Here is a 19,896-nt window from a genome sequence, read left to right on the forward strand (position 1 = left end):
GACATCAATGCCCGGCCGCGCCTTTTGCCGCAGCATTGTTCAGCACGATGAGGGCATCGACGGCGACGCCGGTCCTGGCATTGATCAGGAACGGATTGACGTCAATCGAGGCGATCCGGTCGCCGGCATCCGCGATTAGGTTGGAGAGGCCGACCAGGGCCTTCACCGCGGAGGCTTCGTGCAAGGCCGGCTTGCCGCGATAGCCGCGCATCTTGACGCCGGCCTTCGTGCGGCCGATCAGGAGCCGGGCCTCAGCCTCGTCCAGCGGCGCGCCGGCGAGCGCGACGTCCTTCATCAGCTCGATGTCGATGCCGCCGGTGCCGAACAGCACGACCGGGCCCATCTCGGCATCGAGGGAGGCGCCGACCACGAGTTCCAGATCGGCCTTGACCTGTTGCGCGATCAGGATGCCGGCGAGCTTCGGCTTGCCCTTCAGCCTGCTCACCCGCGCGGTGATGTCGGCGAACGCCTTCTTCACCTCGGCCGGGTTGTTGAGATTCAGCACCACGCCGCCGATGTCTGATTTGTGCAGGATCTCGGCGCTGACGACTTTGGCCACGACCGGGAAGCCGATCTGCTTGGCGATCTTCACGGCCTCGGCTGCCGTCTGTGCGATTGCCTCCTTCGAGATCGGGATGCCATAGGCCTTCAGCAGCTTCTTCGAGGCGACCTCGTCGAGCGCGGCGCCCGTTGCCGATTTCAGCGCCTTCTCAAGCATGGCACGCGCGGCAGGCTTCGAGCTCGAGACGATATCAGGCACTTCCTTGCGCAGCTTGGCGTAGTCGAGCAGCGACTTGATCGCAGTCACCGCGCGGTCCATGCCCTGCATGACCGCCAGATGCGGCAGCGACTTGCGCAAGGTCTTGGTGAACTCCGTGAAGCCGATCGACATCGCGCTGATATAGATCACCGGCTTTCCGGCCCGACTCGCCATCTCGTCGACGATGCGCAGATTGCGCTCGCGCAGCTCATGCGGGGCTTTCGGCAGCTCGGCATCGATGATGACGATGTCGATTTCGGGGTCGTCGATCATCAGCCCGATCGATTTCAGGTAGACGGAGGGATCGACCACCGCGGCGAAGCCAGCGTCGAGCGGGTTGCCGACGATCGAGCCCGGCCCGAGCATCTTTGCCAGCTCCGAGCGGACATGCGAGCTGAGTGGTGCAAAATTCAGGCCTTCTGCATCGAAGGCGTCGATCAGCATGCCGCGCTTGCCGCCGGATAGCGTCACTGCGGCGAGCCGGTCCCCCCTGGGCACAGCGGCATGGACGAAGCATTCGGCGGTCTCGATCAACTCGTCGAGCCCGCCGACCCTGATGACCCCTTCGCGCGTTGCAATGGCGTCGAATGTCTCGATCGAGCCCGCGAGCGCGCCGGTGTGTGCCATCGCCGCCGCGCGGCCACCCTCGGAGGCCCCGAGCTTGAGCGCGATCACCGGTTTGCTCGCGGCGCGCGCCGCCTTGCAGGCGTCCCGGAACGCCTTGGTGTTGCGCACGCCTTCGAGGTACACCACGATCACCTTGATGCTTGGATCCTCGGCGAAATAGCGCATCAAGTCCGGCGTCTCGAGCCCGGCCTCGTTGCCGGTCGTCACCATGTAGCCGACCCCGACACCGCGATCTTCCAAAGCCTGGCGGATCGCCATGACGATGGCGCCGGATTGCCCGGCAATCGCCACCGCGCCCTGTTCCATGGTGACGATACGGTCGTCGATATTGGTGAAGAGTTTTTCGCCCGCGCTCAAATTGCCGAGGCAGTTCGGGCCGGTGACCGCCAATCCCGTCTCGCGCACGGCCGCTTGCAGTTCGGCGGCGAGCTTCTGGCTTTCCTCATCCTGCAACTCGCTGAAGCCCGAAGTGACGATGGTGGCCGAGCGCGCGCCGGCCGCGGCGGCGTCGCGGATCACTTGCACGGCAAAGCGCGCCGGCACCAGCACCAGCACGTGGTCGGGTTTTTCCGGGAGGCTTGCAAAGTCCTTGTAGCAGGGGACACCCCAGATGGCGTCGCGTTTGGCATTGACCGGATAGAGCCCGCCCTCGTAGCCGTATTTGACCAAATTGTTCCAGATGCGCTCGGCGTAGTTGCCGGGCTTGTCGGTCGCGCCCACCAGCACGATGTTGCGCGGATGCAGCATGGCGTGGATGCCCTTGACGATGTCGCTGGCATCGGGCGCCGGAGACCATGGGCGCGACGAAGCTGAGGCGGCAGATACGCGAGCTTCCATGGTGTGACCTCACCTGTTGTTCTTGTTGGTGGTGCGTCACTCTGTTCTATGGCGAGTTCTTCGGACTGGCAACCACGTGGGCAGGTATGCCGTGCGGTGGAATGAGCGCGCGTCAAGCCCTGGTGATCGACATCTTCGGATCTCTGCTCGCGCCGTGGTTCAGTATCTCAGCATGCCGAGCTTGTAGGCGTAGTGATAGGCCAACTGCTTCGCCAGATAAGGAGCGATGGCGCGCCGGATCTGCATCTGTGTCGGTTCGAAGCCGAGATTGCGTCGCCGCAGGATGCCCATCTCCCTGACGCCGACCGCATAGGTGGATGCCGTCTTTTGTGCGTCATGGATTCGGAAGCAGGCGAGAAATCGCGGCAAGCGTGCGAATTTGAATCCTGCGGCTTGCGCTCGAAGGATGAAGTCCCAGTCCATCGCGTAGTGTAAACTCTCGTCGATCGGCCCGATCCTGTCCCACACGCGCTTGCGCCAGAACATCGTCTCTTGCGGAATGTAGTCGGCATATCGCAACGCCTTGCCGTCATGAGGCGGCAGCACGGCGCGGCCGACCTCGAGTCCCTCGCGATCGATGAAGACGCGATGGCCGTAGACGACGTCGACATGCGGATGTGCGATGAAGTAATTTGCGACATAGGCAAGCGTCCCGGGCAGCAGCATGTCGTCGCTGTTGAGATAGGCCATGATCTCGCTCTCGATGCCGGCGAAGCCGAGATTGATGGCGCTGGATTGCCCCTTGTCCGGCTCGCTCCTCCAGCGCAGGCTATCGCCGCGCCCCTTCAGGAGATCGAGCGTGCCGTCGATCGAGGCGCCGTCCTGCACGTGATAATACAGGTCCGGATAGTTCTGGCTGACGATGCTGTCGATCGTGGCGTCGAGATATTGCGCATGGTTGTAGCTCGGCGTGACCATCGCGATTCGGGGCGCGCCCGGATGGATCGCAGGTGCTGGCGGGAAAGCCGTCAGGTTGAGCAGACGCGGCGGATATTGCTCGAAGGTCCACATCGGCGGGCGGCGCCAGAGGCTCCGAAGCGAGGAGCGTCTTCGCCCGGCGGCAATAAGATCGTGGTTCCTCTCCACGAGCGCGACGCGGTTCTCGAGCTGTTCGAGACGCTGCCTGAACTCCTCATCCATCCCCGTTCTTCTCGCAAATTGCAGCGAAAATGCTCAATGGGCCATTCTGATAGGTCCCCCGTCGACGGCGCCGGTTCACGGGTTCCATCATGCGGGATTGTCCCTACAAGCCGGGCGGATTCAAGAGGGGGGTGCGGATCGATTGCGAACCGCTATTCATCGGTTCCGATCAGGGTGGCATGCAGGATGTAGCGCTCGGGGCCGGACACGACGGCGTCGAACGGCCAGCAGGTCGCGAGCACGAGTTCGGCAGCCCGTATCGCAGGATCGATGCCCGAGGCATCGAAGCGAACCACAGCGGAGGAATCCGCGCGAAAACGATAGTGCTTGCCATCACTGCGTGTGACATCGATCAGGTCACCAATGGCGACATTCCGCAGGAAGCGGAAATGAGTGTCGCGGTGCGCTGCATATACGGCGACACCCCGCTCGCCCGCGTCAGCCGTTTGGCGGATATGGCCGGGACCGAAGGCGAGCGCCTGGCCGCTCGCGCCTTCCAGCACGATCGCGCTGGCGCCGATCCGCCTCACCTCGATCCGCGCGACCGGCCATGTGTCGGCCCATGACCATGGCCTGACCACTTCGCCGGTCGCAACGCTCTTGTCGAACGCGCGCTCCAGCAGCACCTGCGCGAGCCACGCCTTCGCATGGATGTAGGCGCCGTCGCCGAACAGGATGATGCCGATTAGGGCGAGAGCCAGGGGAGAGATGAAGCGGGGCATTGTTTCCACACTCGTCATTGCGAGCGAAGCGAAGCAATCCAGAATCTTTTCGCGGAGGCAGCCTGGATTGCTTCGCTGCGCTCGCAATGACAACAAAAAGGCGCGCGCGGCCGTTGGTGTGGGACGGGCAGCCGCGCGCGCTAACAGAGGAGTTCGGGGAGCTCCTCTCTCAAGCGGCGTCAGTGAGCAAGGACTGACGCCGGTTGAACACGAACAGGATCATGGCGAGCAGGATCAGGATCACGCCTGCGGTCATCTTCAACTCGGCCGAGGTCGCGGTCTTGGGCAGGCGGATCGTATCGGTTGCCGCCGGCGTCGGCCGCCTCGTGGCCGACTGGCTGCGCGCATCGGCGTGACGCTCGCGGAGTTGCGCCGGGACCTGCTGGCGTTCGCCAAAGACCTTCGCGAAATCCCAGCCGGCCGGCAGGTTGATCGGCAATTCGCTGAGCTTGAGCGGCTCACCCTCGGGACGGCTCGGCGTCTTGTCGACCGCGACGAGGCTGGTGAGTCGGGTGACGATCTGATGGTCGAGCGCCAGTGCCAGGATCGCCTTGTCGGAATCTTCGGGCGTCATCTCGCGCAGGGTGCGCGCCACTTCGGCATCGGCGATCTTGCGCTTGGCCCAAAGCTTCGACAGGCCTCTGCCTTCGGCCGCATTTTGCAGCGGCAGCGTCACCGACCATGGGCGGTCCCCGACGCGCCCCTTGATCTCGACCGAGCCCGCGAGCGTGTCGAGCTTTGCCGCCAGCACCAGCGGCTCGTCGCGATAGAGGTCGGGAATGATCGCCGGTGTGACGTCGGCCTTGGCTTCGGAGAACTTTGCGCTCAGGCCGGTCACGGCCGGGTTCTCGAGCTTGGCAAACAGGCCGCGCATGCGCTCCTCGATCTGCTCGACCGAGCCGATATGGGTGAAGGCACCGCGGCCGAGCTCGGCGGCGCGCGTCATCAGATAGGTGTTGGGCGCCGACCCGATACCGACCATGAACACGCGCGAGCGGCCGCGCATCGCCGTGATCGTTTCGAACAATTGCTGCTCGTTGCCGATCGCACCATCTGTCAGGAATACGACCTGGCGAACCATGCCGGCGTCGCCGAGCTTGTCGGTCAGCGCGGCCCGCATCGCCGGCACCATCTCGGTGCCGCCACGCGCCTGCAGCGCGCTGACGAACGAGGTGGCTTCACCGACACGCTCGGCATCCGCCGCCACGGAGGCCGGAAACAGCACGTCCATGGTGTCGTCGAAACGGATGACATTGAAACGGTCGGTCGGCTGGAGACGGGAGAGCGCGTAGGTGAGGCTCGCCTTGGCCTGAACGATCGACGTGCCGCCCATCGAGCCGGAATTGTCGATCACGAATATCACCTCGCGCGGCCGTGGCTTCTGCGTCGCCTGCTCGGCGGCGGGCGGGGTGACGAAGGCGAGCAGATAATCGGTGTCGCCGACGCGCTCGCGGAATAAACCGACCGACGGCGCCTTCGCGGCGGCCGGCTTCCAGGTCAGTTCGAAATCGCGGTCGGAAGGCACGGCGCCGTCGGCAAGCGTGACGATTCGCGTCGTATTGTCCGGGCTCTCGACCTTGACGTTGTGGTGGGGGCTCGTGACCTCGCCGAGCGCAAACCCGGCGTTCAGGCGTATCGTGATGCTGGTCGGGTTGACCGGTGCATTCCTGGCGGGATCCAGCACGGGCGGCGAGATGCGGTCGCGGTCCGGCACCGGGTCCGAGTTCGTCGCGCCCCAGCCGGAGCCATCGTTGCGGAAATCGACACTCTGGACGATCGGTGCCGGATTGTAGCGCGGCCCGACCACCAGCGGCAGGCGCAGCGAATATTCGTTGCCGGATTGATGCACCGGTTCCTGATATTCGATCTGCACCAGCACGGTTTCTCCGGGACCGATATTGGCGACCGAGTTGGTGAAGATATTCGGCCGCTCCTGTTCGGTGAGCGCGGCCTTCTGGCCGGCCCGGCGCGCCTCTTCGTAGATCACGCGCGCCTGCTGCCGCTCCTTGATGTCGCCGACGATGACGCGATTGCCGACCACCATCTTCAGCGAATCGACGGCACCGCCGGCGGGGAGCGGATAGACATAGGTCGCCTCGGCCCAGTCCTTGGTCGGATTGCGGAAGATCTGGGTGACGCGGGCGCGCAATGTCGGGCCCGACACCGTGATGTCGACGTCGATGCCGAGGCGGATCGCTTCCGTGTAGGCGCCGTCCTCCTTGAGGAGGAGAGACCCGGATTTGGCGTCGCCAGGCTGGAGCAGGCTGGCCTGCTCCGTCGTCGCCGACCAGCCCGGCTCCAAGCTCACCAGCAGCGCCACGAAGGCGACCAGCATCACCGCGATGCCCTGCGCCAGAAGGAACAGTCCGACCACGATGAGTCTGCCCAGCCAAGGGTGTTCGTTGCTGTCCGTCGTGTCGTAGGTATCCATTTGGCCTGCTCCCGAGGATGTTTGCTGGCTCTGAGCATCGGCCGGGACGGCGCGGTTTCGCGAGCAGAATGATCGGCAATGTTCCGCCACGGCCGGCCCGGCCGGCCGCCTCCGAGATGGCCAAGTGCGGTTTTGTGCTGGTTTGTCCGCCCTGCTAGGATGCTGTCCTGGAGCAGGGCCACGATGCAGACGCAGGACAAATTCACCGACAAGCAGCTTTCGGACGAGCAGAGCCGCGAGATTGCGGAGACCATCCGTGAGGAGCTCGCCAGGCGCCGGATCTCCCGGCAGGCGCTGGCCGAGCAGGCCAAACTCAGCCTGTCGACTCTCGAGAAGGTGCTCGGCGGCCGACGGCCGTTCACGTTGGCGACCACGGTGCGGCTGGAGCAGGCGCTGGGTGTCTCGCTGCGCAGAAGCGCCGCCGCGGTGACGCCCCCGGCCGCAAACGATGTCGCGCCCGACAGCCTCGGCTCCTATGCCCATCGCGCGGTGACCTGGCTCGAGGACGTCTACGTCACGCTGCGACCGTCGTTCGGCGACAAGGACGCGATCTTCGCCTACCGCACCGAGATCGTCTGGGAGCCGAAGGTCTCCTCATTGGTGTTCCGCGAGGGGGAGCGGACCGATGCCGCCTATGAACACACCGGCGAGGTCGCCGTGCCGCATCAGTCCGGCTTCATCTATCTCGTCATCATCAAGCATGGCCAGCATCGCGTAATCACCGTGTCGCGGCCGACGGTCGCCGGCGAAATGTACGGGATCATCTCGACGCTCCGCGCCGGCCCCGGCTCGCAGCTGACGCCGATCGCAGCGCCGATCGCCTATGTGCCGCTCCGAAACTTCGCGAAGCCCTCGCTGGGTCGGGTCGCGCCCGGCGATGCCAACCATGAACTGTACCAAAAGCACCTGCGCCGAACGGTGGAAGAATCGTTCGCGCTGTTTCTGTCGGTATAGTCCGCAGGAAATTATCCGGAATGACGCGGCATGCGTCTATAAGGGGACATGCAGGACGCGCCCGCACTCGATGACGGCGAATCTCCGCTGTTCTCAATCATTATCCCGCTCGAATCTCACCGCGGGCAGTGGGAGATGTCCTGGCTCGGCTGGACGTCGCAGACTGCCGACAAATCGCTCTACGAGATCATTTTGGTCGTGCCACCGGATTTCACGGCACGCGAGCAGTTGAAGACGCTGGCCGGCAACAGGGCTCGACTCGAATTCACCGATTCCGAACACGACATCGGGCTCTGCGCATTTGGCGCGACGAAGGCGCGCGGCAGCTATCTGTTCTTCACGGAATCGCACTGCCGGCCCGAACCCGACGTGATCGAACTCTGCATTCGCGCGATCGATGCTCATCCCGACTGGGCCGGCTTTTCCTGCCGTTCGATCCCGATCTGCCATAACCGGTTATCCGTGGCAGAGGCCGCCATGTACAAGGCCGACATCGAGTTCGGTATGAAGCAGCATCCCTGGCGCAAGGTGCTGGATCAGTGTTTCGTGACGCGGCGAGACGTCTACTGGGAATGCGGCGGCCTGCGCGAAGAGCTCGGTCATTTCGCCGAATGGGTGCTTGCCGCCGCCTATCACGCGAGAGGCCATTCCATCGGCTATCTCGAGGAGGCGCGCTTCCATCACTACTATGTCGGCGAGATCGACGAGCTGAAGCAATTCACGCTCGACTTCGTGCAAGGCGAGATTCGCTATCTGAGCGAGGCCCGCAACGATCCCGGCAGCGAGCTGCTCGACGTTCCGGTCGAGTGGAGCTCGCGGAGTGAGGCCGGCACGTCGCTCGCCCGCAATGCACTGAACGCGCTCCTGCGCTACAGCCTCGCTGGCGGCGGCCGAGGACGGTCTGGCGAGAAATTGCTGGCGTTATGGCGTTGGGCCGTGCCGGCGCTGCTCGGCGATCTCGGCGCGCGCGCTTTCGCGCGGCTGGGGGCATGGCACGCGCGGGCCGTGCTGGTCGTTCTGACGGCCGCCGGATCGAGCGAGGCGATCGCGCGATGGATGCGGCGATACATCGCTGCGCTGATCCGGCATCAGAGACTCGATTGCATTCATCGTCTCGGGCGAGATGCGCGGTCTGTCGGCGGCTTTCTTGGTGGCCACGTTATCGCGCAGATCGGATTCCATGCCGAGGAGTTCTCCGCCGGTTACACTTTCCGCTGGAGCGAACCGGAGGCTGCCGTGCGCATCAAGGGGATGCCTGGCCGCACCATCCTTCGCGTTCGAAGCCCGGCGCTTCGCGCGCCGCTGGATACGATCGACACGCGATTCTATATCGACGGCACGCCCGTCGCTCCCGAGGCGGTCGCGACCGGTTATGACGGCTACACGCTGAGACTCGATCTGCCGCCGTCAGGCATCGCCACCCTCGCCTGGGCATGCCCTGTGTTCAGGGGCGTCGGCGATTCTCGTCGTCTCGGTCTGGCCGTCGCGGGCATCGACGTCGGCCACGACATAACCGAGGTCGAAAGCGCGGGACCCCCCGCGCTCGCCGAAGAGAATAGCGGCCCTTCATGAAAATTCGTTAAAATTCCCTGGGGTTTCTTCTGGGGTGGAGCAGGCACGTCACAAAAGAAAAGCGCCCGCGAGAGGAGCGCTTTGATCAGGCGTTGGCGGCTTTCTTATCGACTTCGGAAGTGACCGAGAATTCCTGGCGCAAGGTCGGCTTGTGGATCTTGCCGGTGGCGTTGCGGGGTAACGCATCGACGAAGTGGACCTGGCGCGGACATTTGAAGCGCGCGAGTTTCGCTGCGCAGTGTGCGAAGACATCGGCCTCGGTCAACCGCTGGCCGGGCTTGGCCGCAACGATAGCGAGGCCGACCTCGCCCCATTGCACATCGGGAATGCCGATCACGGCGGCTTCCGCGATGGCGTTGAGTTGGTGCAGGACGTTCTCCACTTCGGCCGGATAGACGTTCTCGCCCCCGGAGATGTACATGTCCTTCCAGCGGTCGACGATGTAGTAAAAGCCTTCCTCGTCGACGCGTGTCGCGTCTCCCGTGTGCAGCCAACCGTCGGTGAACGACGTTTTGTTCGCCTCCGGCCTGTTCCAGTAGCCGGGCGTGATGTTCGGTCCCTTGACCCAGAGTTCGCCGAGCTCGCCGACATCGGCGTCGCTGCCATCGGGCCGCACGATGCGCACTTCCGTGTGCAGCACCGGCTTGCCGGCGGAGCCGGCTTTCCGTGCCGCATCCTCGCGGTCGAGCACCAGCACCGCCGGCGAGGTCTCGGTCATGCCGTAGCCCTGCTGGAGCGCGACGCCGCGCGCCTCCCACACCTTGAGCAGCGGCACCGGCATCGGAGCGCCGCCGACACCGCCGACGATCAGCCTGCCGAGGTGGGTGGTTGCGAAGGCCGGATGCTGGGCCATGAATTGGTAGATCGCGGGCACGCCGAAGAACACGTTGATGCCCTGCGCGGGATCATTGATCAGGCCAAGCGCCGTGCCGGGATCGAAGGCGCGCATGATCATCACGGTGCCGCCCGCATGCAGCACCGGATTGGTGTAGCAATTCAGGCCGCCGGTGTGGAACAGCGGCAGCACGGTGAGCAGCACCGAGGACGGCCCGATGCAGGCGGGGCCGCCGAGATTGACGCAATTCCAGAAGGTCATGCCATGGGTGATGGTGGCGCCCTTGGGCTGACCCGTCGTGCCCGAGGTGTACATGATGGTCGAGACATCATCGAGGGTGACCTCCTCGATTTTCTCGAGTGGCTTTGCAGCGGCGATGCCGGCCTCATAAGTCCCGCCGGGGCCAAGGAGCAGGCTCGTCTCAATGCCGCAGAGCTTTGCCACGGCAAACGCCGTTTCGGCGAGATCGGTGTCGTGGATCATCACCTTCGGCGCGCAATCTGCGGTGATGAACTGGAGTTCGGGAACGGTGAGCCGGGTGTTCAGCGGCACGAAGATCGCACCTAATCGCCCGCAGGCGAATTGCACCTCCAGCGTATCGGTCGTGTTCAGCGCCAGCACCGCGACCCGCTCGCCGCGCGAGACTTTCAGCGTATGGCGCAGAAATGAAGCGAGACGAGAGATGCGCGCGTCGAGCTGCGCATAGCTGAAGCGGCGCTCGCTCGCGAGGTCGATCACCGCAATCTTGTTCGGCGTGCGGCGGCCATGGTGGGCGATCCAGTCGTAGTAACGAACGGCCAAGAATTCCTCCCTCGGCGGTTTGGTGCCGCCCGCGTCCCTATTGCCATGCACCATGCCCGGCATGGCCCTGGGGCCAGCCGGAGTTTGTGCACCACGCCTTTTTTTGATCCGGAGTTGGCGCGCGAGCGGTGAAAATCGTCTTGCGTTGAGTTGCTAGAGCGGGCGCTGCTCGGAAGCGGCCGCCGGCCAGCCACTCCGCGCAAGTGAGCCGCCAAGGTTCCGGCCATGGTGGACAAGCCGAATCCGCCAGCAAGGCGAGAGTGCGATGATGAGCCCGTTCTATACCGTCGAGCATGACGCCTTTCGCGAGGTGATGCGCCGCTTTGTCGACAAGGAGATTGCGCCCTTCGCCCACGAGTGGGACGAGGCCGGCGAATTCCCGCGCGCGCTCTATCGCAAGGCGGCCGAGATCGGGCTCTTGGGACTCGGTTTCCCCGAGGAATATGGCGGGATCGCCGCCGACCAGTTCATGAAGATCGTCGCCAACCAGGAGCTGGCGCGGGCTGGCGCCGGCGGCATCAGCGCCAGCTTGATGAGCCATACCATCGGTTCGCCGCCGGTCGCGCGGGCCGCGCGCCCCGAGGTCAAGGCGCGCGTGCTGCCTCAGGTGCTCGCGGGTGAGAAAATCTCAGCGCTCGCGATCACCGAGCCGGGCGGCGGCTCCGACGTCGCCGGGCTTCGGACTAAGGCGCGGCGCGACGGCGATCACTACGTCGTGAGCGGCGAGAAGACCTTCATCACCTCGGGTATGCGTGCCGACTATCTGACCGTTGCGGTGCGCACCGGCGGCGAGGGCGCCGGCGGCGTCAGCCTGCTCCTGATCGAGGGGGATACGCCCGGCCTGTCGCGGACAAAGCTGAAGAAGATGGGTTGGTGGGCCTCTGACACCGCGACGCTGCATTTCGACGAGTGCCGCGTACCGGCGGAAAACCTGATCGGCGAGGAAGGCCATGGCTTCAAGATCATCATGCGGAATTTCAACAGCGAGCGCATGGGCATGGCGGCGGGCTGCACCGCGTTCGCGCGCGTCTGCCTCGACGAGGCGATCGCCTACGCCAAGGAGCGCAAGACCTTTGGCAAGCCGCTCGCGCAGCACCAGGTGATCCGCCACAAGATCGTCGACATGGCGCAGAAGGTCGCCGCTTCGCAAGCGATGCTTGAGATGCTGGCCTGGCGGCTGGAGCAGGGCGACAGCCCGGTCGCCGAAATCTGCATGATGAAGAACCAGGCGACCCAGACCATGGCATTCTGCGCCTCGGAGGCCGTGCAGATTTTTGGCGGCGCAGGCTTCATGCGCGGCATCAAGGCGGAGCGCATCTATCGTGAGGTCAAGGTCAACGCGATCGGCGGCGGCACCGAAGAGATCATGAAGGATCTGGCGTCGCGGCAGATGGGGTTGTGAAGGACGCCGTCTTTCCGGGGCGGCGCGTAGCGTCGAACCCGGAATCCATCGAGCCGCAGATGTCGCAGAAGAATGGATTCCGGGTTCGCGCTTCGCGCGCCCCGGAATGACAAAGGGAGCGAAATGCTGTTCACCGCCGACCACGACGAGATCCGCCGTTCCTTGCAAAAATTCATCGCCAACGAGATCAATCCTCATGTCGATGAATGGGAAAAAGCCGACATCTTCCCGGCGCACGCGCTGTTCAGGGAGATGGGCAGCCTCGGCTTTCTCGGGCTGAACAAGCCGGTCGAATTCGGCGGCTCCGGCCTCGACTATTCCTATGCGCTGATGATGGCGGAAGAACTCGGCGCCATCAATTGCGGCGGCGTGCCGATGGCCATCGGAGTGCAGACCGACATGGCGACGCCGGCGCTGGCGCGGTTCGGCTCCGATGAAGTGCGGCGCGAGTTTCTCAGCCCCTCGATCTCAGGCGATTACGTCGCCTGTATCGGCGTCTCCGAGCCCGGCGCAGGCTCCGATGTCGCATCGATCAAGACCAATGCGCGCGGGGACGGCGACGATTATGTCATCGATGGCGGCAAGATGTGGATTACCAACGGCACCCAGGCCGACTGGATCTGCCTGCTCGCCAATACCGGCGACGGACCCGTTCACCGCAACAAGTCGCTGATCTGCGTGCCCATGAAGACCAAGGGCGTCACCGTCGCGCGCAAGCTCGACAAGTTGGGCATGCGCTCCTCCGACACTGCGCAGATCTTCTTCGACAACGTCCGCGTGCCCAAGCGCAACCGGATCGGCGAGGAGGGCAAGGGCTTTACCTACCAGATGATCCAATTCCAGGAGGAGCGGCTCTGGGGTGCGGCGGCCTGCCTGAAGGCGCACGAATACATCATCAACGAGACCATCGAATACACCCGCAATCGCAAGGCCTTCGGGAAGTCGATCCTCGACAACCAGGTGGTCCACTTCAAGCTCGCGGAGATGCAGACCGAGGTCGAGCTGCTGCGCGCGCTGATTTACCGTGCCGGCGAGGCGTTGGTGGCGGGCGAGGATGTCACGAAACTGGCGACCATGGCCAAGCTGAAGGCCGGCCGGCTCGGGCGCGAGCTCACCGACGCCTGCTTGCAATATTGGGGCGGAATGGGCTTTACCAACGAGACGCCGGTCAGTCGCGCCTATCGCGACAGTCGCCTGACATCGATTGGCGGTGGCGCCGACGAGGTCATGCTGATGGTCCTGTGCAAGATGATGGGCACGCTGCCCGGCAGCAAAGGAAGTTCCTGATGATCACGCTCTATCACTGCGACGCCGCGCGCTCGTTCCGTCCGCTCTGGATGCTGGAGGAGATGGGGCTTCCCTACGAGCTCAAGATGCTGCCATTCCCGCCGCGGGTCTTCGCGAAGGAATACCTCGCGCTCAATCCGCTGGGCACCATTCCCTTCATGGTCGACGGCGAGACCAAGATGACGGAATCGTCCGGCATCTGCCACTATCTCGGCATCAAGCATGGACCGACGCCACTGATGGTCGGACCCGAAGATCCCGCCTATGGCGCGTTCCTGAACTGGATGTATTTCAGCGACGCCACGTTAACCTTCCCGCAGACGCTGGTGCTCCGATACACCCAACTCGAGCCGGAAGAGCGGCGCAATCCGCAGGTCGCCGGCGACTATGCCAAATGGTTTCTCGGCCGCCTGCGCGCCGTCGAGGCAGCGACCGCGAAGGCTGAAACCTTGTGCGCCGGCCGCTTCACCGCCGCCGACATCGTGATCGGCTACGCGCTCCGCCTCGCCGATAATATCGGGCTTGCCAAGGATTTTGGACCAAATGTCGCGGCCTATTGGGCGCGCTTGCAGCAGCGCGATGGCTTCAAGCGCGCGGTTGCTGCGGAGCAACAAGCCGGCGTCGAGCAGAACGTGGCGCCGAGGGTCAGGGCTTAATTGTCGTCCTGGCGAAAGCCAGGACCCATTACCCCAAGGATTTGTTTGGCGACGACTCGCGGTTGTCGCCATGGCGCTGCAACTTCCCGCTGGGGTAATGGGTCCTGGATCGGCGCTCCGCTCCGCTGCGCTTGTCCAGGACGACGATGTTGGCACGAGTTCCGGGTCGTCCACCACGCTCCCGGACTGCCGCTGTTTTGCGCTTCATGATAGCGCTATCCCGCCGTGACAGCGCCCAGATTTCCGCTAAGGTGACCTCCGTCCGCAGCGGCCAAAGAGCCGCGCGAGGAGGATCCCAATGGAAGATACCGGTCGCGAATCCGACCATTTGATGCTGATCACGCCGGAGCGGGTGTTCTATGCCGGCCTGCTCGGCCGCCCCCGCAAGCGAACGCCCGGCTGCTGCCATGTCTATGTCGCGGTGAAGGGCAGTCTGCATCTGACAATCGACGATGCCCTCGCCACCGGCGAGCTGTTCGTCACCCTGCCGAACCAGCGGCATTCCATTGCCAGTGACTACCGCACCGCGATCAGCGTGACGCTGGAGCCGGAGAGCATGCCCGATGGCGTGATCGAGATCCTGGCCGAGCGGCTCACCGGACCCGACAGGGCCGTCTATGCCCGCAAGATTCTTGCCGCCTACACGCTGCTGCGCCAGCGTCGCTACGGCGACATCACCACCGCCGAATTCGACGAGATGTGTTTTGGCGAAGCGCTGCCGCGCCGCGTGCTCGATCCCCGTGTGACGCGCGCGGTCGCCCGGATCGGCCGCTTCACGGGTGAGCCCGTGACGGCGGACACATGTGCGGCGGACGCCGGACTTTCCGCTTCGCGTTTCCTGCATCTGTTCAAGGAAGAGACCGGCATCTCGTTCCGCTCCTTCCGCGCATGGAAGCGCGCGCGGCATCTGCTGCACTTCGCCAACCAGGACCTCAACCTCGCCCATCTCGCGCAGGACATCGGCTATCCCGACAGCACCCATTTCAGCCACTCGATCCGCCGCTTCTACGGCCTGAAGCCGCGCGCGATCTTCGTCGGCTCGCGGGATCTTGCGATTTATCGCAGCACCGAGACGGTGAGGCTGGCGGAGGCGAGTTGATCGCTTCGTAGGGTGGATTAGCCGAAGGCGTAATCCACCAATTCTGCCTCCGAGGAAGCTTAAGAGGTGGGTTACGCCTTCGGCTAACCCACCCTACGGCATCTCGTTTTCCAGCTTCTCCGCGCAAGAAGCCGCATGCCGCCCATCACATGATCGCAAACGTTGAACTATCAACGTGCGAGACATTCAAGGCATGAGCGACAAGGCTGTCATCACCTGCGCGCTGAACGGCGTGCTCACCGACCCGAAGCAGCACAACGTGCCTGTCACGCCCGAGCAGATGGCGCGCGAGGCCAAGGCTGCGTTCGATGCCGGCGCGTCCATCATGCACATCCATCTGCGCCAGCAGGCACCGGACAAGGGGCATCTGCCGTCCTGGGAGGTCAGCGTCAGCAAGGAGATCCAGCAGGCGATCCGCGAAGCCTGCCCCGGCGTGATCATCAACCACACCTCGGGCGTCTCCGGGCCGAACTACAGCGGTGCCCTGGATTGCATCCGCGAGACCAGGCCGGAGATCGCCGCCTGCAATGCCGGGTCGCTGAACTATCTGAGGGTGAAGGCCGACAACAGCTGGGCCTGGCCGCCGATGATGTTCGACAATGCGGTCGAGAAGGTGAAGGATTACCTCGACGTCATGAACGCGGTCGGCACCATCCCCGAATTCGAATGTTTTGACGTCGGTATCGTCCGCTGTGTCGGCATGTACCGCCAGGTCGGCATGTACAAGGGCCCGCTCGAATATAATTTCGTGATGGGCGTCGCCTCCGGCATGCCGTCGGATCCCGATCTGTTGCCGATCCTGATCAAGCTGAAGCGTCCCGAAGGGCATTTTCAGGTCACCGCGATCGGCCGCGAAGAGATCTGGCCGCTGCACCAGCGCTGCGCCGAACTCGGCGGTCATCTGCGCACCGGTCTCGAAGATGCCTTCTATCTCGCCGACGGCAAGAAGGTGACGTCGAACGGCCAGCTGATCGAAGCCATCGCCGCCTGCGCCCGCCGTGCGGGCCGCGAGATCGCGAGCCCGGCGGAAGCGCGGAAGATTTTTGGGACGAATAGGTAAATTATCGCCTCAACCGTCATTGTGAGCGAAGCGAAGCAATCCAGAATCTCTCCGTGGATGCAGTCTGGATTGCTTCGTCGCTTCGCTCCTCGCAATGACGAGCAGGATTGAGTTATGTCCATTCTCGAAAACACCATTTCCCCCGGCAGTGCCGCCTATCGCGCCAACCGCGACGGCATGCTCGGCCTGATCGACCGCATGCGCGCGCTGGAAGAGCGCACGCGTGCGGCGTCGGCCGCGGCGAAGGATCGCTTCCACAAGCGCGGCCAGCTGTTGCCGCGCGAGCGCGTCGCGCTGGTGCTCGATCCCGGCGCGCCCTTCATCGAGCTGTCCACGCTCGCCGGCTACATGTTCGACGTCTCAGATCCGGACAAAAGCGTGCCCGGCGGCGGCGTCATCGCCGGCATCGGCTTCGTCTCGGGCATCCGCTGCATGGTCAGCGCCAACGATTCCGGCATCGATGCCGGCGCGCTTCAACCTTACGGCCTGGACAAGACGCTGCGGGTGCAGGAGCTCGCGCTGGAGAACAAGCTGCCCTACGTCCAGCTGGTTGAGAGCGCAGGCGCCAATCTCCTGCGCTACCGCGTCGAAGACTTTGTCCGTGGCGGCAACATCTTTCGCAACCTCGCGCGGCTTTCGGCGGCCGGGCTGCCCGTCGTCACCGTGACGCATGGCTCTTCGACCGCCGGCGGCGCCTATCAGACCGGCCTGTCGGATTACATCGTCATGGTCCGTGGCCGCACCCGCGCCTTCCTCGCCGGGCCGCCGCTGCTAAAGGCCGCCACCGGCGAGATTGCGACCGAGGAGGAGCTTGGCGGCGCCGAGATGCACACGCAGGTTTCCGGTCTCGGCGATTATCTTGCCGAGGACGACCGCGACGCCCTGCGCATCGCGCGCGAGATCATGGCGGCGCTGGAATGGGAGCGGCCGGACAAGGGAGCCGCGCAATACAAGCCGCCGCGCTACGACCAGGACGAGCTGCTCGGCATCATGCCGATGGACCACAAGCGCTCCGTGGACATCAAGCAGGTCATCGCGCGCATCGTGGATGATTCCGACTTTACCGAGATGGCGCCGAACTACGGCCCGGCCACCGTCTGCGGTCATGCCCGCATCGAGGGCCAGGCCATCGGCATCATCACCAACAACGGCCCGCTCGATCCGGCGGGTGCCAACAAGGCGACGCATTTCATCCAGGCCTGCTGCCAGACCCGCACGCCATTGCTGTATCTGAACAACACCACCGGCTACATGGTCGGCAAATCCTACGAGGAAGCCGGCATGATCAAGCACGGCTCCAAGATGATCCAGGCGGTCACGTCGGCGACGGTGCCGCAGATCACGATCTATTGCGGCGCCTCGTTCGGTGCTGGCAACTACGGCATGTGCGGGCGCGGCTTCCATCCGCGCTTCTGCTTCTCCTGGCCCAACGCCAAGACCGCCGTGATGGGCGGTGAGCAGGCCGCCGAGACCATGGCGATCGTCACCGAAGCCGCCGCAGCCCGCCGCGGCAAGCCGGTCGAAAAAGAAAAGCTCGATGCGATGAAGGCGCAGATCATCGGCGTGTTCGACGGCCAGATGGACGTGTTCTCGACCAGCGCGCGCGTGCTCGACGACGGCGTGATCGATCCGCGCGACACCCGCGCGGTGCTGTCGGAAGTGCTCGCCATCTGCCGCGAGGGCGACGCGCGCACACCCCAACGCATGCAGTTTTCGGTGGCTCGCCCATGAGGAACGGTTCAACGCAGCACCGGCCGTTCTTCAAGGTCCTGATCGCCAATCGCGGCGAGATCGCGCTGCGGGTGATGCGCAGCGCGCGGCGGCTCGGCCTCGGCGTCGTCGCGGTCTATTCGGATGCGGATAGCAATGCGCTTCATGTGCAACAGGCCGATCAGGCCGTACGCATTGGCGAGCCGCTGCCGGCGCAGTCCTATCTCAACATTCCCGCGATCGTTGCGGCCGCAAAGGCCAGCGGCGCGGATGCCGTTCATCCCGGCTATGGCTTCCTCGCCGAGAACGAGGAGTTTGCGCAGGCCTGCAAGGATGCCGGGCTCGTCTTCATCGGCCCCTCGCCGCAGGCGATCGAGGCGATGGGTAACAAGGCCGGTGCCAAGGAGATCATGAAAAAGGCCGGCGTCCCCGTCGTGCCCGGCTATCAGGGTGCGGACCAGGGCGACGAGGTCATGCTCGCGGAAGCCAAAAAGATCGGCTTCCCCGTGATGATCAAGGCGGTTGCCGGCGGCGGTGGGCGCGGCATGCGGCTCGTCACCGACGCCGCCTCATTTCCCGATGCTCTGCGGAGCGCGCGGTCCGAAGCGAAGGCGGCGTTTGGCGATCCGACGGTGATCCTCGAACGCGCCATCCAGAATCCCCGTCACATCGAAATTCAGGTGTTCGGCGACAGCCATGGCAATGCCATCCATCTTGGCGAGCGCGACTGCTCGGTGCAGCGGCGGCACCAGAAGCTGATCGAGGAGGCACCGTCGCCCGCCGTGACGCCGGAACTGCGCGGAAAGATGGGCGAGGTCGCGGTCGCCGCGGTGAAGGCGCTGCGCTACGAGGGCGCCGGCACGCTGGAGTTTCTGCTCGACGCGAGCGGCGAATTCTACTTCATGGAAATGAACACACGCCTCCAGGTCGAGCATCCCGTGACCGAGGCGATCACCGGGCTCGATCTCGTCGAATTGCAGCTGCGCGTCGCGCGCGGCGAGCCATTGCCGGTGAAGCAGCAGGACATTCGCTTCACGGGCCACGCCATCGAGGTGCGGCTGTGCTCCGAGGATGCCGCGCAGGATTTCATGCCGCAGTCCGGGCGCATGGCGTGCTGGCAGGTGCCCGATGGCATCCGCGTCGAGCACGCGCTGCAATCGGGCTCCGAGATTCCGCCGTTCTACGATTCCATGATCGCGAAGGTGATCAGCCATGGCGCGACGCGCGAGGAGGCGAGGGGGCGGCTGATCGTCGGCCTGGAGCAACTGACCGGATTCGGTGTGACCACCAATCAGGCGTTCCTGATGGCATGCCTGCGTCATCCCGGCTTCGCCAAGGGCGAAGCGACAACGGCGTTCATTGGTGCGCATCGCGACGAGTTGCTGGCGCCGCGCGCGGACGCCGCATTCGATATGGCTTTGGCCGGGCTGTTGCTCTACGTCACGAACCCGCAGGCACCGTCGTGGCGCCGCGGACGGAGCATCACGGCAACGTTTCCGCTGCCGGCGAAAATCGAGATCGCAGGCCATGGGTATGAGCTCGAAGTCTGGCGCGAACGCGATGGCAGCTACATTGTTGGCAGCGACGGCCGGCAGGACAAGTTCGAGATCGACCAGCTCGATTTCGACGTGATCCGCTTCCGCCATGACGGCGTGACGGACAGGGCAAAATTCCTGCGCGATGGCGACCGGCTCCACCTCCAGCGCCGCGGCATCCCGCTCGCGGCGACCGATCTCACCCTCGCCGCGCCAAAGGCGGCCGCGAGCAACGGCGACGGCAAGGTCCGTGCCGCCATGAACGGCCGGGTCGTTGCCGTCCTGGTCAAGCCGGGCGACCGCGTCGCCGCCGGTCAGCCGGTGCTGACGCTGGAAGCCATGAAGATGGAGCACGTCCACAAGGCCGGCATCGATGGCGTCGTCGCCGCGATCGACGTCGCCGAAGGCGAGCAGGTCACGACGGGGAAGATTGTCGCCGAAATCGGGGCTGGGTAGAGCGGCAAATGT

14 protein-coding genes are annotated in these 19,896 nt (G+C 64.5%); 9 read left to right on the forward strand and 5 right to left on the reverse strand.

The features are described from left to right. Nucleotides 1–4 precede the first annotated feature (4 nt). From ABIB91_RS22600 to ABIB91_RS22615, 4 genes are all read right to left on the reverse strand, one after another. Nucleotides 5–2,224 (reverse strand): acetate--CoA ligase family protein, encoded by a 2,220-nt coding sequence (locus ABIB91_RS22600; RefSeq protein ID WP_354166747.1) that lies wholly within the window; start codon nucleotides 2,222–2,224, stop codon nucleotides 5–7. 159 nt (nucleotides 2,225–2,383) lie between these two features. Then, on the reverse strand, nucleotides 2,384–3,364 hold the full coding sequence (locus tag ABIB91_RS22605; protein WP_354166755.1) for a glycosyltransferase family 2 protein: 981 nt from the start codon (nucleotides 3,362–3,364) through the stop codon (nucleotides 2,384–2,386). Nucleotides 3,365–3,516: 152 nt separating this feature from the next. Beyond that, entirely contained in the window at nucleotides 3,517–4,086 is a 570-nt protein-coding gene (locus ABIB91_RS22610; RefSeq protein ID WP_354166763.1) for a class GN sortase, read from the reverse strand. A gap of 169 nt (nucleotides 4,087–4,255) precedes the next feature. Further along, nucleotides 4,256–6,517 carry a marine proteobacterial sortase target protein gene (locus ABIB91_RS22615; protein WP_354166772.1) on the reverse strand — a complete coding sequence of 754 codons (2,262 nt, stop codon included), beginning with the start codon at nucleotides 6,515–6,517 and terminating at the stop codon, nucleotides 4,256–4,258. A gap of 183 nt (nucleotides 6,518–6,700) precedes the next feature. Between ABIB91_RS22615 and ABIB91_RS22620 the strand changes: the two genes are divergently transcribed. Beyond that, a complete protein-coding gene (locus tag ABIB91_RS22620) occupies nucleotides 6,701–7,471 on the forward strand; it encodes a helix-turn-helix transcriptional regulator (RefSeq protein ID WP_354166780.1) in 771 nt (256 codons plus the stop codon). 48 nt (nucleotides 7,472–7,519) lie between these two features. Beyond that, complete coding sequence (locus ABIB91_RS22625; protein ID WP_354166788.1) at nucleotides 7,520–9,043, forward strand: glycosyltransferase family 2 protein; 1,524 nt, start codon at nucleotides 7,520–7,522, stop codon at nucleotides 9,041–9,043. Between the two features lie 85 nt (nucleotides 9,044–9,128). On the opposite strand, the gene ABIB91_RS22630 is transcribed toward ABIB91_RS22625, so the two are convergent. Continuing rightward, nucleotides 9,129–10,679 (reverse strand): acyl-CoA synthetase, encoded by a 1,551-nt coding sequence (locus tag ABIB91_RS22630; RefSeq protein ID WP_354166797.1) that lies wholly within the window; start codon nucleotides 10,677–10,679, stop codon nucleotides 9,129–9,131. Nucleotides 10,680–10,944: 265 nt separating this feature from the next. On the opposite strand from ABIB91_RS22630, the gene ABIB91_RS22635 reads away from it, so the two are divergent. From ABIB91_RS22635 to ABIB91_RS22665, 7 genes are all read left to right on the forward strand, one after another. After that, nucleotides 10,945–12,081 (forward strand): acyl-CoA dehydrogenase family protein, encoded by a 1,137-nt coding sequence (locus ABIB91_RS22635; protein WP_354166804.1) that lies wholly within the window; start codon nucleotides 10,945–10,947, stop codon nucleotides 12,079–12,081. 123 nt (nucleotides 12,082–12,204) lie between these two features. Beyond that, nucleotides 12,205–13,368 (forward strand): acyl-CoA dehydrogenase family protein, encoded by a 1,164-nt coding sequence (locus tag ABIB91_RS22640; RefSeq protein ID WP_354166813.1) that lies wholly within the window; start codon nucleotides 12,205–12,207, stop codon nucleotides 13,366–13,368. Then, nucleotides 13,368–14,024, forward strand: coding sequence for a glutathione S-transferase family protein (locus ABIB91_RS22645; RefSeq protein ID WP_354166820.1), 657 nt, complete (start codon nucleotides 13,368–13,370; stop codon nucleotides 14,022–14,024). Before ABIB91_RS22640 ends, ABIB91_RS22645 begins: the two co-directional genes overlap by 1 nt. Before the next feature lie 298 nt (nucleotides 14,025–14,322). Further along, on the forward strand, nucleotides 14,323–15,123 hold the full coding sequence (locus ABIB91_RS22650; protein ID WP_354166827.1) for a helix-turn-helix domain-containing protein: 801 nt from the start codon (nucleotides 14,323–14,325) through the stop codon (nucleotides 15,121–15,123). A gap of 193 nt (nucleotides 15,124–15,316) precedes the next feature. Beyond that, nucleotides 15,317–16,183, forward strand: coding sequence for a beta-keto acid cleavage family enzyme (locus ABIB91_RS22655; RefSeq protein ID WP_354166834.1), 867 nt, complete (start codon nucleotides 15,317–15,319; stop codon nucleotides 16,181–16,183). A 114-nt stretch (nucleotides 16,184–16,297) separates the two neighbouring features. Beyond that, the gene (locus ABIB91_RS22660) at nucleotides 16,298–17,914 is read left to right on the forward strand and encodes an acyl-CoA carboxylase subunit beta (RefSeq protein ID WP_354166840.1); all 1,617 of its coding nucleotides are present in this window, start codon (nucleotides 16,298–16,300) and stop codon (nucleotides 17,912–17,914) included. Beyond that, complete coding sequence (locus tag ABIB91_RS22665) at nucleotides 17,911–19,884, forward strand: acetyl-CoA carboxylase biotin carboxylase subunit (protein ID WP_354166847.1); 1,974 nt, start codon at nucleotides 17,911–17,913, stop codon at nucleotides 19,882–19,884. The genes ABIB91_RS22660 and ABIB91_RS22665 overlap by 4 nt, the downstream gene beginning before the upstream one ends. Nucleotides 19,885–19,896: the final 12 nt, after the last annotated feature.

Origin of the sequence: Bradyrhizobium sp. JR4.3, assembly GCF_040547695.1 — a bacterium.
In the GTDB taxonomy this organism is placed as follows: domain Bacteria; phylum Pseudomonadota; class Alphaproteobacteria; order Rhizobiales; family Xanthobacteraceae; genus Bradyrhizobium; species Bradyrhizobium canariense.

What these genes read in the sequence shown, in the direction of transcription:
- ABIB91_RS22605 (WP_354166755.1), bottom strand. Translation starts at nt 3,364, where the DNA reads ATGGATGAGGAGTTCAGGCAGCGTCTCGAACAGCTCGAGAACCGCGTC.
- ABIB91_RS22650 (WP_354166827.1), top strand. Translation starts at nt 14,323, where the DNA reads ATGGAAGATACCGGTCGCGAATCCGACCATTTGATGCTGATCACGCCG.
- ABIB91_RS22635 (WP_354166804.1), top strand. Translation starts at nt 10,945, where the DNA reads ATGATGAGCCCGTTCTATACCGTCGAGCATGACGCCTTTCGCGAGGTG.
- ABIB91_RS22660 (WP_354166840.1), top strand. Translation starts at nt 16,298, where the DNA reads ATGTCCATTCTCGAAAACACCATTTCCCCCGGCAGTGCCGCCTATCGC.
- ABIB91_RS22640 (WP_354166813.1), top strand. Translation starts at nt 12,205, where the DNA reads ATGCTGTTCACCGCCGACCACGACGAGATCCGCCGTTCCTTGCAAAAA.
- ABIB91_RS22610 (WP_354166763.1), bottom strand. Translation starts at nt 4,086, where the DNA reads ATGCCCCGCTTCATCTCTCCCCTGGCTCTCGCCCTAATCGGCATCATC.
- ABIB91_RS22645 (WP_354166820.1), top strand. Translation starts at nt 13,368, where the DNA reads ATGATCACGCTCTATCACTGCGACGCCGCGCGCTCGTTCCGTCCGCTC.
- ABIB91_RS22625 (WP_354166788.1), top strand. Translation starts at nt 7,520, where the DNA reads ATGCAGGACGCGCCCGCACTCGATGACGGCGAATCTCCGCTGTTCTCA.
- ABIB91_RS22655 (WP_354166834.1), top strand. Translation starts at nt 15,317, where the DNA reads ATGAGCGACAAGGCTGTCATCACCTGCGCGCTGAACGGCGTGCTCACC.
- ABIB91_RS22615 (WP_354166772.1), bottom strand. Translation starts at nt 6,517, where the DNA reads ATGGATACCTACGACACGACGGACAGCAACGAACACCCTTGGCTGGGC.
- ABIB91_RS22665 (WP_354166847.1), top strand. Translation starts at nt 17,911, where the DNA reads ATGAGGAACGGTTCAACGCAGCACCGGCCGTTCTTCAAGGTCCTGATC.
- ABIB91_RS22620 (WP_354166780.1), top strand. Translation starts at nt 6,701, where the DNA reads ATGCAGACGCAGGACAAATTCACCGACAAGCAGCTTTCGGACGAGCAG.
- ABIB91_RS22600 (WP_354166747.1), bottom strand. Translation starts at nt 2,224, where the DNA reads ATGGAAGCTCGCGTATCTGCCGCCTCAGCTTCGTCGCGCCCATGGTCT.